Origin of the sequence: Achromobacter sp. Marseille-Q4954, assembly GCF_943737025.1 — a bacterium.
GTDB classification, from domain to species: Bacteria; Pseudomonadota; Gammaproteobacteria; order Burkholderiales; family Burkholderiaceae_B; genus Achromobacter; species Achromobacter bronchisepticus_A.
In genome coordinates this window covers 560,043-573,150 of sequence record NZ_CALSFQ010000001.1, presented here as the reverse complement: position 1 = coordinate 573,150, position 13,108 = coordinate 560,043, and the positions used below count along the sequence as shown (strand labels likewise).

Here is a 13,108-nt window from a genome sequence, read left to right as displayed (position 1 = left end):
TTTCGAAGTGAGAATGGTTATAATTTAAACCCTCCGAATCGGACCCGGGCCGCGGGGCTGGTCCGATCCGGTCCTCTAAAGGAAATCAACAATGACATTCGCAAGAACCTTGGCTGCCATCGCCTTGTTGAGCACGGCAGGGGCCGCGCAGGCGCATTTTGTTTGGTTGGAACGCAGCGCCGAGGGACCGGCCAAGGCGTATTTCGGGGAATGGGCGGATGATGTGCGCGAAAAGCGCGACGGCCTGCTCGGCAAGATCATGGTCGCACCGGTCGTGACGGGCGCCGGCGGCAAGGCGCTGAAGACTTCGGGCGAAGGCGCGGACTTCCTCGAATTCGCGGCGGCGGGCAAGGGCGACGTGCGTCTGCGCCAGGCCTACCAGTTCAAGGACACCCTGGTGCAGTACGGCGCCAAGGCGGGCCGCGCGGACACCGAGGGCAAGCTGGACCTGGAGCTCGTGCCGGTCGCGGCCGGGACCAACGCCTTCGTGCTGCAGTTCAAGGGCAAGCCGCTGGCGAAGACGGAAGTCACCGTTTTCGGCCCGCCCAAGTGGGAGAAGCGCTTCCACAGCGACGAGAACGGCCGCATCGAGATCACCACGCCGTGGCCCGGCCAGTACGTGCTCGAAGCCGCCCACGTCGAAGACAAGCCGGGCGAGGCCGACGGCCGTGCCTACGCCAAGATCCGCTACGTTTCCACCACTACCTTCAACGTGTCCCAGTGAAAGCTCCCGCTGCCGGCGCAGGCATGATGCGCTACCGTCTGGCCGTCTTTTCCAGGGCGGCGGCCGCCATCCTGGGCGGCTACGCCCTGGCGTCGGCGGCCGCCGCCTGCCTGGCGATCTGGCTGCCCATGCGGCGGCCGGACGCCGTGGTCACGGCGCAGATGCTGTCCTTCGTGTTCTACGCCTGCGGCGTGATCTGGGTCTTTGCCACGCGCAATGCCTGGCGCGCCTGGGCCGGCGTGCTGTTGCCCGCTGCCTTGATGGGCGCGCTGTTCCTGGCCGGCCGGGCAACGGGGGCGGCATGAAGGCGAAAGTGGAAAGGGCGCCGGGCGAGGAAGGCCTGCGCCAATCCATGTCCTGGTTGCATACCTGGTCGGGGCTGATCTTCGGCTGGGTGCTGTTTGCGATGTTCCTGACCGGCACGCTGGCGTTCTTCCGCCCCGAGATCACGGCCTGGATGCAGCCCGAGATCCAGGTGCGGCCCGCGCCTGCTGCGCAGTCCGTGGCCGCCGCGCAGAACTACCTGGCCGAACACGCGCCCGACGCCACGCGCTGGTTCATCACGCCGCCGTCCGACCGCGAGCCGTCGGTCCAATTGCTTTACCAGGTGCCCAAGCCCAAGCCGGGTGAACGCGGCTTCGTGCGCGTGAAGCTGGATGCGGCCACCGGCCAGGCCGTGACCGCGCGCGAGACTCGCGGCGGCGACTTCTTCTATCGCTTCCATTTCGAACTGGAAACCGCGTTTCCCTGGGGGCGCTGGCTGGCCAGCATCGCCGGCATGTTCATGCTGGTGGCCATCATCAGCGGCATCATCACCCACAAGAAGATCTTCACCGATTTCTTCACGTTCCGGCCCGGGAAAGGCGGGCAGCGCGCCTGGATGGACGGCCACAACGCCTTGTCCGTGCTGGGGCTGCCGTTCCACCTGATGATCACGTTCAGCGGGCTGGTGCTGTTCATGGCCATGCTGATGCCGGCCGGCATCCTGGCCGTCTACGAGAGCCCGCGGCAGTATTCCGACGACGTTTTCAAGTCGTTCAGGATCACGCCCGCGCGCAACGAGCCGGCGCCGCTGATCGCGCTTGCGCCGTTGGTGGAGCAGGCGCAGCAACACTGGCAAGGCGGCCGGGTGGGGCGCATCACCGTCAACCATCCCGGCGATGCCGGCGCGACCGTGACCCTGGTGCGCGACGCTGCCGACGGCGTGTCGTTCGGCAAGCTGGCGCCCTACATGCGCTTTGACGGCGTCACAGGCGCACTGCGGGAAAGCGAGGACGAACTCGGCGCCACGGCGCGTACGGCGGGCGTCATCGTCGGCCTGCACCTGGGTCTGTTTGCCGAACCGTTCTTGCGCTGGCTTTATTTCCTGGTCAGCATGGCGGGCACGGCCATGGTGGGCACGGGCCTGGTTCTGTGGATCGCCAAACGGCGGCAGAAGGCACGTCCGGGCGCGCGCGAAGCATTCTCGCTGCGGTTGGTGGATGCGCTCAACGCCGGCACGATCGCGGGCCTGTTCATCTCGATCGCGGCCTTTTTCTGGGCCAACCGCCTCTTGCCCGTCGACCTGCCGGGCAGACAGTTCTGGGAGTCTCGCGCCTTCTTCGCCGCCTGGGGGCTGTCGCTGGTCTACGCCTTCCTGTTCCAGCACCGCAAATGGCGCGACCTGCTGGCCGCCGCAGCCGTTGCCCTGGCGCTGGTGCCCGTGGTCAATGCCCTGACGACCTCGCGCCATCTGGGCGTGTCGCTGCCTGCGGGCGACTGGGTCATGGCCGGTTTCGACCTGACCTGCCTGGCCGGGGCGCTGCTGTTGGCCTGGATGGCGCGCAAGGCGGCCCGCGCTGGCAAGGTGGGCGCCAAAGCGCCCGCCAAGGGCCGCGCCGCGATCAAGCCGGCGGTCCAGCCGCAGGCCGCGCCGGCCCAGCCCGCCTACGAACCTAGAGGTGATACGCCATGACGCTAGCCGCCTTCTGCCTGGCCTATGCGGGCTTTTCCGCCCTGTGCCTGGGCATGGACCGCCACTACGAAGACCTGTTCGACCGCGCTCTGCCGCGGCGTCATCGGCTGCCCCTGCGCCTGTTCGGCTGGGGGGCGCTGGCCCTGTCCCTGTGCGCCTCGGCGGCGGTCTGGGGTTGGAGCTACGGCACGGTCGAATGGATCGGCATACTCAGCATCGCCGGGCTGCTGCTGATCTGGTTCCTGACGTTCCGGCCGCGCGCCGCGCTGACCGCGGGCGGGCTGTGCGCGCTGGCGGCGCCGGTGCTGGCCGTCCTGTAGCCGCGCGCCCGGCACGTTACACTGGGCGTTTCCCCTAGCAAACGCCTCTTCGCCTCATGAATACCCGCGTCCTCACCGGCATCACCACCTCTGGAACTCCCCACCTCGGCAACTACGCGGGCGCGATCCGTCCCGCCGTCCAGGCCAGCGCGCAGCCCGGCGTGGACGCATTCTTCTTCATGGCGGACTACCACGCCCTCATCAAGTGCGACGATCCCGCCCGCGTGGCGCGCTCGCGCCTTGAAATCGCCGCCACCTGGCTGGCGGTGGGCCTGGACCACGAGCGCGTGACCTTCTACCGCCAGTCGGACATCCCCGAGATCCCCGAACTGACCTGGTTGTTGAACTGCGTCACCGCCAAGGGCCTGATGAACCGGGCGCACGCCTACAAGGCGTCGGTGGACCAGAACATGGAAAAGGGCCTGGAGCCGGACGATGGCGTGACCATGGGCCTGTTTTCGTACCCGGTGCTGATGGCCGCTGACATCGTCATGTTCAACGCCAACAAGGTGCCGGTGGGCCGCGACCAGATCCAGCATCTGGAAATGGCGCGCGACATCGCCCAGCGCTTCAACCACCTGTACGGCCGCGACTACTTCACGCTGCCGGAGGTCGTGATCGAAGAGGACGTGGCGACCTTGCCGGGCCTGGATGGCCGCAAGATGTCCAAGAGCTACAACAACACCATTCCGCTGTTCGAGGGCGGCGCCAGCGCGCTGCGCGCGGCGGTGATGCGCATCGTGACCGACTCGCGCGCGCCGGGCGAGCCCAAGGACGCCGAGAACTCGCACCTGTACACCATCTATCGCGCCTTCGCCACGCACGAGCAGGCCGCCGCGTTGCGCAAGCAGCTCGAAGAAGGCATGGGCTGGGGCGAAGCCAAACAGGCGCTGTACGACCATCTGGAAAACCTGCTGGCGCCCATGCGCGAAAAGTACTTCGACCTGATGGCCAACCCCGGCCGCATCGAAGACATTCTGCAGGCCGGCGCCGCCAAGGCGCGCAAGCTGGCCACGCCGTTCATGCAGGAACTGCGCCAGGCCGTGGGCCTGCGCAACCTGGAAGCCGGCTCGGGCGCCAAGGCCGCGCAGCCCAAGAAGGAAAAGGGCAAGGGCGCGCGCTTCGTCAGCTTCCGCGATGAAGACGGCGGCTTCCGTTTCCGCCTGCTGGCCGCCGACGGCGAGGAACTGCTGCTGTCGCAGCGTTTCGCCGATCCGAAGGAAGCCGGCGCGCTGATGCGCCGCCTGCAGTCGGAACCGGCCGATGCGGTGCTGCAGGCTGACGGGCAGGGCTATGCCGCGATGATCGACGGTGTGGCCGTGGCCACCGCGCCGGCAGGCGCGCAGGGCGAGTCCGGCGCCTTGCTGGAACGCGCGCGCGCCGCGCTGTCGTCTTTGTCGCAGGAATAAACCCAAGGGGCCGGCGCGCAGCCGGCCCGGCGGTTCAGGCCGCGCGGGCGTTGGCCACGATGCGCCCGTCGCGCACCTGGAAGCGCTGCGCGCTGCCCTGGCCGGCGATTTCCAGCATGTCGCCTTCCGTGTAGCCGGTGACGTTCGGGCAGTCCAGCCATTCCGGATTGATGAACGGGAAGTACTTCAGCGTGCCGCTGCCCTGGCTGGCGAAATCGAAGGTGGTGTTGGCGACCACTTCCGGGTCCCATTGGCTGGCGTCGAAGGTCAGCGCGCAACCCGCGCCGATGCGGTAGGTGATGCTGGCGCCCATGCTGGCGAATCCCAGTGCGCCGACGTGCAGCTGCGCCCCATTGCTCAGTTCGATGATGCGGCTGCCCAGCCGCTCCAGCGTGATGTGCTTGAAGCTGACTTCGGCGCCGTCGACAAGCAGGTGCGAATACTGGCCCAGGGTGATTTCGCTATAGACGCCGCTGGCGTTGGTTTCCTTGGCGGCGAGGGTTGCCGTTTCATTGGCGGCAAGCGTGATGGTATGGGACATGGCGGGGCGGATCTCCGGTCGTTCGGGGCAGGGCGCTGTTGTTCTTGTGCTGCTCCCCGGCAGGCGCTGCGCGCCATGGCGCGCCTGCTCGCGGGGGGCTTGTGCCGCCTTGCGGCCTGGCGCCGCCGGGTTTTATTATTTGGACACAATTAGATATTTTCTATCATTTTTGATAGGTTTGGCTTGAGACTACGCAAGTAACCCGTCTCTTTACGGGTAAGCCCTAGGCAAAAAAAAACCGGCGCATCAGGCGCCGGTTTTCCGTGGGGCGGTGCTTGCTCAGCGCTTGAGCTTGGCGAAGGCGTCCGCCATGGCGCTGTTCATGCCTGCGCCGGCCCCGGCGCCGGCGCGGCCGCCGTCGCCCTGCGGACGGCGGTTGCGGTCGCCGCCCTTGGGCGCGTCGCCGCTGCGGCGGGCGGGAGCCGCGGTGTCGTTCAGGCGCATGGTCAACGCGACGCGCTTGCGCGCCACGTCCACTTCCAGCACCTTCACGCTGACCGTCTGGCCCACCCGCACGACGTCGCGCGGATCCTTCACGAACTTCTCGGCCAGGGCCGAGATGTGGACCAGGCCGTCCTGATGCACGCCGATGTCCACGAACGCGCCGAAGTTGGCCACGTTGGTCACAACGCCTTCCAGCACCATGCCCGGGTACAGGTCGTTCAGCGTTTCGACGCCTTCCTTGAACTGCGCCGTCTTGAATTCCGGACGCGGATCGCGGCCGGGCTTTTCCAGTTCGGCGAAGATGTCGCGCACCGTCGGCAGGCCGAAGCGCTCGTCGGTGAAGTCGGACGGCGACACGCCCTTGAGCGCTTCGCGCTGGCCGATGATCTGCTTCACCTCGGCCTTGATCTTGGCGACGATGCGTTCGACCACCGGATAGGCTTCGGGGTGGACCGACGAGGCATCCAGCGGGTTGTCGCCGTTGGGAATGCGCAGGAAGCCCGCGGCTTGTTCAAACGCCTTGTCGCCAAAGCGCGGCACCTTGCGCAGGATCTCGCGGGTCGGGAAGGCGCCGTTCTCGTCGCGCCAGGCAACGATGTTCTTGGCCAGCAGCGAATTCAGGCCGGACACGCGGGCCAGCAGGGCGGCCGACGCGGTGTTCACGTCCACGCCCACGGCGTTCACGCAATCCTCGACCACGGCGTCCAGCGAACGCGCCAGCTCGCGCTGGTTGACGTCGTGCTGGTACTGGCCCACGCCGATGGCCTTGGGATCGATCTTGACCAGTTCGGCCAGCGGATCCTGCAGGCGGCGGGCGATGGACACGGCGCCGCGCAGCGTCACGTCCAGGTCGGGGAATTCCTGGGCCGCGGTTTCGGAAGCCGAATAGACCGAAGCGCCGGCTTCGGAGACCACCACGCGGGTGACCTTCAGGTCCGGGAAGCGTTCCATCATGTCGCCCACCAGCTTCTCGCTTTCGCGCGAGGCGGTGCCGTTGCCGATGGCGATCAGGTCGACCTTGTGGCGCGCCACCAGGGCGGCCAGCGTGTTGATGGTGCCTTCGCGGTCGCGGCGCGGCTCGAACGGGTAGACCGTGGTGGTGTCCACGACCTTGCCGGTCTGGTCGATCACGGCGACCTTGCAGCCGGTGCGGATGCCGGGGTCCAGGCCCAGCACGGCCTTGGGGCCGGCGGGCGCGGCCAGCAGCAGGTCCTTCAGGTTGGCGGCGAACACGCGGATGGCTTCGGCTTCGCCGCTTTCGCGCAGGCGGCCGATCAGTTCGCTTTCGAACGCCGTCAGCAGCTTCACGCGCCAGGTCCAGCGGCAGACTTCGCCCAGCCAGCGCGCGCGCGGCGTGGCGTCCAGCGCGAACAGGCCGTTGCCCAGCTTCAGGAAGCCGGCGATGCGGGCCACGCAGGGATGCGGCGTCTGCGCTTCCAGTTCGGCTTCCAGGCCCAGGCGCAATTCCAGCACGCCTTGTTGGCGGCCGCGCAGCAGCGCCAGGATGCGGTGCGAGGGCAGGGTGCGCAGCGGTTCGTTGAAGTCGAACCAGTCGCGGAAATTGGCGCCCTCGGTTTCCTTGCCGTCGACCATCTTGGAATGGATCAGTCCGGTGGACCACAGGTGCTCGCGCATGTCGGCCAGCAGGTCCGCGTTTTCCGCGTAGCGCTCGGCCAGGATGTCGCGCGCGCCGTCGAGCGCGGCCTTGGCGTCGTTGATGGACGCTTCGGGATTCAGGTACTGCGCGGCCAGCGCGGCGGGGTCGCAGGCGGGATCGGCGAGGATGCCGTCGGCCAACGGCTCCAGGCCCGCTTCGCGCGCGATCTGCGCACGGGTGCGGCGCTTGGGCTTGTACGGCGCGTACAAGTCTTCCAGACGCTGCTTGGTGTCGGCCGTGGCGATTTCCTGCTGCAGCGCTTGCGTCAGCTTGCCCTGCTGCGAGATGGATTCAAGAATGGAGCCGCGGCGCTCTTCGAGTTCGCGCAGATAGCCCAGGCGCACTTCGAGATTGCGCAGCACGGTATCGTCCAGGCCGCCCGTGGCTTCCTTGCGATAGCGGGCGATGAAGGGCACGGTGGCGCCATCGTCCAGCAGTTCCACCGCCGAAGCGATCTGGGAGGCGCGCGTACCCAGCTCGGTGGCGAGCTGCGCGACGATGCGGGCGTTGTCGACGCCGGCGGCGACGTACGTGATAGCGGAAGTTTCAGACATCTCGATACGACGACAAAAAGGAAAAACAAGGGGCGGATTGTGCCATAAGCCGCTGTTACAAAACGTGCCAGGGTGGACGGATATGTCCCCCTCGCGGCAGCCTGGCGGCCAATCCGCGGCCCGGCAGCGGGTATCATTTGGTCCTTTCCCACCCAAGTGTCTGGCGCCCGAACCGCAACCGGCACCGGTTCACCGTTGACTCGCTATGCTGGACCTGGATATCTCCGAATTCTTTGATGCCGAAGGCCCTTTGGCCACGGCCTTGCCTGGCTACAAACCCCGGCCTTCACAGGTCGAACTCTCGCAGGCCATAGGGCAGGCCATCCAGGACCGCGCCACCTTGGTGGCAGAGGCAGGCACCGGCATCGGCAAGACCTGGGCCTATCTTGTACCCGCCTTCATCCAGGGCGGCAAGGTGCTGATTTCCACCGGTACGCGCACTTTGCAGGACCAGCTTTTCGCCCGCGACCTGCCGCGCGTGCGCGCGGCGCTGGCCGCGCCAGTGACGGCCGCGCTGCTCAAGGGCCGCGGCAACTACGTCTGTCATTACCACCTGGACCGCCTGCAGGGCGACGAGCGCGCGCTGAAGTCGCGCACCGAAATCCAGCAGTTGCGCCAGATCCAGGTATTCGCCGGCATCTCCAAAACGGGCGACCGCGGCGACCTGGCGCAGGTGCCGGAAGACGCCGACATCTGGCAGCGCGTGACCTCCACGCGCGAGAACTGCCTGGGCCAGGAATGCCCGCGCATCCGCGACTGCTTCGTGGTGAAGGCGCGCCGCCAGGCGCAGGAAGCCGACGTGGTGGTCGTCAACCATGCCCTGTTCATGGCAGACCTGGTGCTGCGCGAAGAGGGCGTGACCGATCTGCTGCCCGAAGCGGACACCGTGATCTTCGACGAGGCGCACCAGCTGCCGGACACCGCCACCCGCTTCCTGGGCAGCAGCGTGTCCACGCACCAGCTGCTGGATTTCGGCCGCGCGTTGGAAGCGGCCGGCCTGGCCTACGCCCGCGAAGCCGCCAAATGGAGCGACGTCAGCCGGCATGTGGAAACGGCGGCGCGCGAGCTGCGGCTGGTCTGTGCGCCGCTGGACCGCATGCCGGGCCGCAAGGCCACCTTCGAGGCCATTCCCAATCCCGAGGAATTCGATGAAGCGCTGCTGGCGCTGCGCGAGGCCGTGGACGGCGCGGCCAAGGCGCTGGGCGCGGTGGCCGAAAAGCATCCGGACCTGATGGCGGCCGCGCGCAGCGGCGCCGAGATCTCGGTGCGCCTGAAACGCTGGGCCACGCCGGGACGGGCGGGCGCGGACCATGCCGACGAAGGTTGGGGCCGCGATGACCAGGCGTCCGAACCCGCCGTGCAATCGGCGCTGGGCGATGGGCTGTCCACGCCCGCCGCCATCCTGGAGGGTGCGGCCGCCGCGGAACAATGGACCGGTCCGGCGGTGCGCTGGGTCGAACACGGGCAGCACCATGTGCGCCTGCATTCGGCGCCGCTGTCGGTGGCGCAGGCTTTTTCCAAGTACCGCAAGCCGGGCCAGGCCTGGATCATGACCTCGGCCACGCTGTCCGTGAACGGCGAGTTCACCCACTTCACCAGCCAGCTGGGGCTGGAGAAGGCGCGCACGGGCAAATGGGAATCGCCCTTCGACTACCCCGAACAGGCCTTGCTGTTCGTGCCTCGCGGCATGCCCGAACCGCAGTCGCCGCAGTTCCTCGATCGTTTCGTGCAGACCTTGCTGCCGCTGCTGGAGGCCAGCCCGGGCGGCACGCTGGTGTTGTGCACGACGCTGCGCGCGGTGGACAAGGTTGCCAATCTGCTGGCGGACGCCTTCGACGATGCCGGCCATGAATGGCCCTTGCTCAAGCAGGGCGAGGGCACGCGCCGCGATCTGCTGGACCGCTTCTGCAAGCTGGAGCACCCCGTGCTGGTGGGCAGCGCCAGTTTCTGGGAAGGCATAGACCTGCCCGGCGACGTGCTGACGCTGGTAGCGATCGACAAGCTGCCGTTCGCGCCGCCCGACGATCCGGTCATCGAGGCGCGGCTGCGCGCCTGCCGCGCGCATGGCGGCAATCCCTTTGCGGAATACCAACTGCCGGAAGCCGCGATCTCGCTCAAGCAGGGCGCCGGCCGTCTGATCCGCACGGAATCGGACTGGGGTGTGCTCATGGTGGGCGACGCGCGCCTGGTCGAAAAGCCTTATGGCAAGCGCCTGTGGCGCGGACTGCCGCCGTTCGCGCGGACGCGCGAACTGGAAGAGGTGCTGGCGTTTTACCGGCGCAAGCAGGAACCTCAGGACTAGCGGCCGTTCACGCCACAATGAGCCGGCCCTGGGGATCGCCCGCGCCAGCGGGCGCCCCTGGCAGCCACCTCAGGCCGCGACCCGTTCCGTCCGCCGCGACATCGCCCACCAACCGGTCATGACCGCGGCCAGGCCCACGATGGGCAGCATGGCGGCATTCAACGTTTCCCAGCCCATGCGCGCGAGCGCCGGGCCCGCGGCCAGCGTGGCCAGGGCGGTGGTGGCATAGCGCAGCATTTCGGCGGCCCCTTGTACGCGCGCCCGTTCGGCGGGCCGGTAGGACTGCGCCAGCAGCGTGGTGCCGCCGACGAACATGAAGTTCCAGCCCACGCCCAGGCAGAACAATGCCGCGTGGAAGGCCGTGAGCGAAGTCGATTGCATCGCGATCACCGAGCAAGCCGCGTTCAGCGCCATGCCCATGCCGAGCACGCGGGGCAGCCCCAACCGGTTGATCAGCGCGCCGGCGAAGAAGGCCGGCGCGTACATGCCGATCAGATGCCACTGCATGATGCTGGCGCCGTCGGCGATGCTGTGCTGGCAGGCGACCGCTGCCAGCGGCGCGGCCGTCATGACGAACATCATCGATACGGAACCCACGACATTGTTGGCCAGGGCCGCGACGAATATCGGCTGCCGCATGACCTCGCCCAAAGGACGGGCCGGCAGGTCCGCGGCCTGCGTGCCGGCGGGCTGGCCGCCGGCGGCTTCCTGGTCGCGGTAGGCGATCAGCAGCAGCGCGCTGGCGACTCCCAGCAGCGCCACCATCAGATAGGCGCCGGAGAAGATCGCGGCGGGGAAGAGGTCCTTGGCCCAGGCCGCCAGCGCCGGCCCCGCGATGGCGGCGATGACGCCCCCCGTCAAGACCACGGATATGGCGCGGCTCTTGGCCTCGGCGGGCACCGCGTCGGCGGCGGCCAGCCGGTAGTACTGCGCGAAGGCCTGGAACACGCCGACCAGCGCCGTGCCCAGGCAGAACAGCCAGAAGTCGCTGGCGAACACCGCGGCCACGGAAATCAGCCCGCCGGCCGCGCCCGCCAGCGATCCCAGCATGAAGCCCGCGCGGCGGCCGATGCGTTGCATCAGCAGCGATGCATACCAGGTGACCGCGGCGCCTGCCACCGTGATCAGCGCGAACGGCAGCGTGGCCAGCGCCGGATGCGGCGCCAGCATCTGGCCGGTCAGCGCCGTCAGGGTCAGGTCGATGGAGATCGCCGCGATGTACAGGCCCTGGCAGACGGCGAGGATGCGGGCATTGCGCAGGCCGCGCGTGGAGGAGGTCATGGCTGGTGGGAGTCCGGAGGATTGACAGGCCCCACTCTAGCGCCGGAAACTATGGCAAGAATGACTATTTTCCCTCATTTCATGCCATGACCCATCGCGTCTGCATTTTGCCTGTACCCAACTTCCAGCTGCTGGACATGGCTGGGCCGCTGTCGGTCTTCCAGATCGCCGCCGAACTGGTGCCGGGCGCCTATGAGGTGGCCGTGGCATCGGCCGAGGGAGGCCTGGTCCGCTGTTCGGCCGGCGTGCCCGTGTTGACGCGGTCCTGGCGCGGCCTGCGCGCCGACACCGTGCTGGTGCCGGGCGGCCAGGGCGCGCGCGAGCCCCAGGCGGCCCCGGCCATGCTGGCCTATCTGCGCGCCGCGCACGCTCGCGGCCGGCGCGTGGCCAGCGTCTGCACCGGCGCTTTCGTGCTGGCGCAGGCCGGCATCCTGCAAGGGCGCCGCGTGACCACCCACTGGCGCCATGCCGCCGAACTGCAGCAGCGCCATCCCGCGCTGGCGGTGGAAGCGGACCGCATCTACGTCGAGGACCGCGCGGTCTGGACCTCGGCGGGCATCACCGCCGGCATCGACCTGGCGTTGGCCATGGTGCAGGCAGACCACGGCGAGGCGGTCGCGCGCGCCACCGCCCGCGAGATGGTGGTCTATCACCGGCGCACGGGCGGGCAGTCGCAGTTCTCGGCGCTGCAGGACCTGGCGCCGGCCAGCGGACGCATGCGCGAGGTGCTGGCGCACGTGGGCCAGCACCTGGACGAAGTCCTGGATATCGAGCGCCTGGCCGGCGTGGCCTGCCTGAGTCCGCGCCAGTTCTGCCGCCAGTTCAAGCTGGAAACCGGCGAGACCCCGGCCAAGGCCGTGGAACGCGTGCGCGCCGAGGCTGCCCGCGAACTGGTCGAGGAGGGCGACGCCGGCATGGATGCCATCGCGCGCCGGGTGGGTTTCGGCGACACGGAGCGCATGCGCCGCGCCTTCATCCGCATCTACGGGCAGCCGCCGCAGGCCCTGCGGCGCGGCGCGCCGGCATAAAAAAAAGCCCCTGCGTCGTGGCAGGGGCTTTCTTCGCTGCGGCGGTTACGTCAGTTGAACGGGTTCCACCAGCTCTTGTCGGCCTTCAGACCCTTGGTCTTGAAGTCGCTGTTGGGGAAGTTCTTGTCGTACACGCGCTGCGAGTCGTTCTTCAGTTCGGTCAGGCCGAGCTTGTCGTAGGACTCGACCATCAGGTAGAGCGCTTCCTCGGTGGCGGGGGCGCCTTCGAAGTCGGTGATGACGGTCTGCGCGCGGTTGGCCGCGGCCACGTAGGCGCCGCGTTCGTAGTAGTAGCGGGCGACGTGCACTTCGTTCATGGCGATGGTGTTGACCAGCCAGGCGACGCGCTTCTCGGCATCCACCGTGTACTTGCTGTCCGGGTAGCGCTTGATCAGCTCGTTGAACGCGTCGTAGGACGCGCGCAGGCCCTTGGGATCGCGCTCGGCGGGATCCTGGCCGGTGATGCTGCTCATGAAGGCGCTGGCCGGGGTGAAGTTGATCAGGCCCTTCAGGTAGAGGGCGTAATCGGTGCCGGGGTGGTTGGGGTAAAGCTGCTGGAAGCGGTCGATGGCGGCCAGGGCCTGCTCGTTTTCGCCATCTTTCCAGTTGACGTAGGCAAGCTCAAGCAGCGCTTGCTGGGCGTAGACGCCGAAGGGGTAGCGGCTTTCGATCGCGGTCAGACGCTCGCGCGCTTCTTTCCAGCCGCCCGAGGCCATTTCCGCCTTGGCGTCCGCGTAGAGCTGTTCGGCGCTCCAGTTGGTGGTCTTGTCGTACTTGCTGTTGCTTGAGCCGCAACCGGCGATGACCATCACGGCGAGCAGCGCGATAACCACGCGCAAGACCGGCCCGCTTCGGGAGGCGGGATTCGAGGGAGCTGCGGAGTGGTGAATCACG

General features: G+C 68.0%; 11 protein-coding genes. 7 read left to right on the top strand and 4 right to left on the bottom strand.

Annotated features, from left to right (window positions below):
• Nucleotides 1–91 precede the first annotated feature (91 nt).
• From NGK62_RS02635 to NGK62_RS02615, 5 genes are read left to right on the top strand one after another with little or no spacing between them, the layout of a single operon-like run.
• Nucleotides 92–724, top strand: coding sequence for a DUF4198 domain-containing protein (locus NGK62_RS02635; protein ID WP_251877323.1), 633 nt, complete (start codon nucleotides 92–94; stop codon nucleotides 722–724).
• A gap of 23 nt (nucleotides 725–747) precedes the next feature.
• On the top strand, nucleotides 748–1,029 hold the full coding sequence (locus NGK62_RS02630) for a DUF3649 domain-containing protein (protein ID WP_059374627.1): 282 nt from the start codon (nucleotides 748–750) through the stop codon (nucleotides 1,027–1,029).
• Nucleotides 1,026–2,678: a PepSY-associated TM helix domain-containing protein gene (locus NGK62_RS02625; protein WP_251877321.1), complete on the top strand. Its 1,653-nt coding sequence runs from the start codon at nucleotides 1,026–1,028 to the stop codon at nucleotides 2,676–2,678. The genes NGK62_RS02630 and NGK62_RS02625 overlap by 4 nt, the downstream gene beginning before the upstream one ends.
• Nucleotides 2,675–2,998, top strand: a complete 324-nt coding sequence (locus NGK62_RS02620; RefSeq protein ID WP_054450784.1) for a DUF3325 domain-containing protein — start codon at nucleotides 2,675–2,677, stop codon at nucleotides 2,996–2,998. Before NGK62_RS02625 ends, NGK62_RS02620 begins: the two co-directional genes overlap by 4 nt.
• Before the next feature lie 56 nt (nucleotides 2,999–3,054).
• Nucleotides 3,055–4,407, top strand: a complete 1,353-nt coding sequence (locus NGK62_RS02615) for a tryptophan--tRNA ligase (protein WP_251877319.1) — start codon at nucleotides 3,055–3,057, stop codon at nucleotides 4,405–4,407.
• Between the two features lie 34 nt (nucleotides 4,408–4,441).
• Here the strand turns inward: NGK62_RS02615 and NGK62_RS02610 are convergent, their stop codons facing one another.
• The gene (locus NGK62_RS02610; protein WP_251877317.1) at nucleotides 4,442–4,948 is read right to left on the bottom strand and encodes a hypothetical protein; all 507 of its coding nucleotides are present in this window, start codon (nucleotides 4,946–4,948) and stop codon (nucleotides 4,442–4,444) included.
• A 279-nt stretch (nucleotides 4,949–5,227) separates the two neighbouring features.
• A complete protein-coding gene (gene tex / locus NGK62_RS02605; RefSeq protein WP_059374621.1) occupies nucleotides 5,228–7,603 on the bottom strand; it encodes an RNA-binding transcriptional accessory protein Tex in 2,376 nt (791 codons plus the stop codon).
• 205 nt (nucleotides 7,604–7,808) lie between these two features.
• Here tex and yoaA point away from each other — a divergent pair, with 205 nt between their 5' ends.
• Nucleotides 7,809–9,905, top strand: coding sequence for a DNA repair helicase YoaA (gene yoaA, locus NGK62_RS02600; protein WP_118934243.1), 2,097 nt, complete (start codon nucleotides 7,809–7,811; stop codon nucleotides 9,903–9,905).
• A gap of 69 nt (nucleotides 9,906–9,974) precedes the next feature.
• Here the strand turns inward: yoaA and NGK62_RS02595 are convergent, their stop codons facing one another.
• Complete coding sequence (locus NGK62_RS02595) at nucleotides 9,975–11,186, bottom strand: MFS transporter (protein ID WP_059374617.1); 1,212 nt, start codon at nucleotides 11,184–11,186, stop codon at nucleotides 9,975–9,977.
• 86 nt (nucleotides 11,187–11,272) lie between these two features.
• Here NGK62_RS02595 and NGK62_RS02590 point away from each other — a divergent pair, with 86 nt between their 5' ends.
• Nucleotides 11,273–12,214, top strand: coding sequence for a GlxA family transcriptional regulator (locus NGK62_RS02590; protein ID WP_118934241.1), 942 nt, complete (start codon nucleotides 11,273–11,275; stop codon nucleotides 12,212–12,214).
• A 50-nt stretch (nucleotides 12,215–12,264) separates the two neighbouring features.
• Here the strand turns inward: NGK62_RS02590 and NGK62_RS02585 are convergent, their stop codons facing one another.
• Nucleotides 12,265–13,023, bottom strand: coding sequence for an outer membrane protein assembly factor BamD (locus NGK62_RS02585; protein ID WP_240633409.1), 759 nt, complete (start codon nucleotides 13,021–13,023; stop codon nucleotides 12,265–12,267).
• Nucleotides 13,024–13,108 lie beyond the last annotated feature (85 nt).

Bases quoted from the DNA above. Each gene is read 5' to 3' on its own strand.
- NGK62_RS02595 (WP_059374617.1), bottom strand. From the start codon at position 11,186: ATGACCTCCTCCACGCGCGGCCTGCGCAATGCCCGCATCCTCGCCGTC.
- NGK62_RS02625 (WP_251877321.1), top strand. From the start codon at position 1,026: ATGAAGGCGAAAGTGGAAAGGGCGCCGGGCGAGGAAGGCCTGCGCCAA.
- NGK62_RS02585 (WP_240633409.1), bottom strand. From the start codon at position 13,023: ATGGTCATCGCCGGTTGCGGCTCAAGCAACAGCAAGTACGACAAGACC.
- yoaA (WP_118934243.1), top strand. From the start codon at position 7,809: ATGCTGGACCTGGATATCTCCGAATTCTTTGATGCCGAAGGCCCTTTG.
- NGK62_RS02590 (WP_118934241.1), top strand. From the start codon at position 11,273: ATGACCCATCGCGTCTGCATTTTGCCTGTACCCAACTTCCAGCTGCTG.
- NGK62_RS02620 (WP_054450784.1), top strand. From the start codon at position 2,675: ATGACGCTAGCCGCCTTCTGCCTGGCCTATGCGGGCTTTTCCGCCCTG.
- NGK62_RS02635 (WP_251877323.1), top strand. From the start codon at position 92: ATGACATTCGCAAGAACCTTGGCTGCCATCGCCTTGTTGAGCACGGCA.
- NGK62_RS02630 (WP_059374627.1), top strand. From the start codon at position 748: ATGATGCGCTACCGTCTGGCCGTCTTTTCCAGGGCGGCGGCCGCCATC.
- NGK62_RS02615 (WP_251877319.1), top strand. From the start codon at position 3,055: ATGAATACCCGCGTCCTCACCGGCATCACCACCTCTGGAACTCCCCAC.
- tex (WP_059374621.1), bottom strand. From the start codon at position 7,603: ATGTCTGAAACTTCCGCTATCACGTACGTCGCCGCCGGCGTCGACAAC.
- NGK62_RS02610 (WP_251877317.1), bottom strand. From the start codon at position 4,948: ATGTCCCATACCATCACGCTTGCCGCCAATGAAACGGCAACCCTCGCC.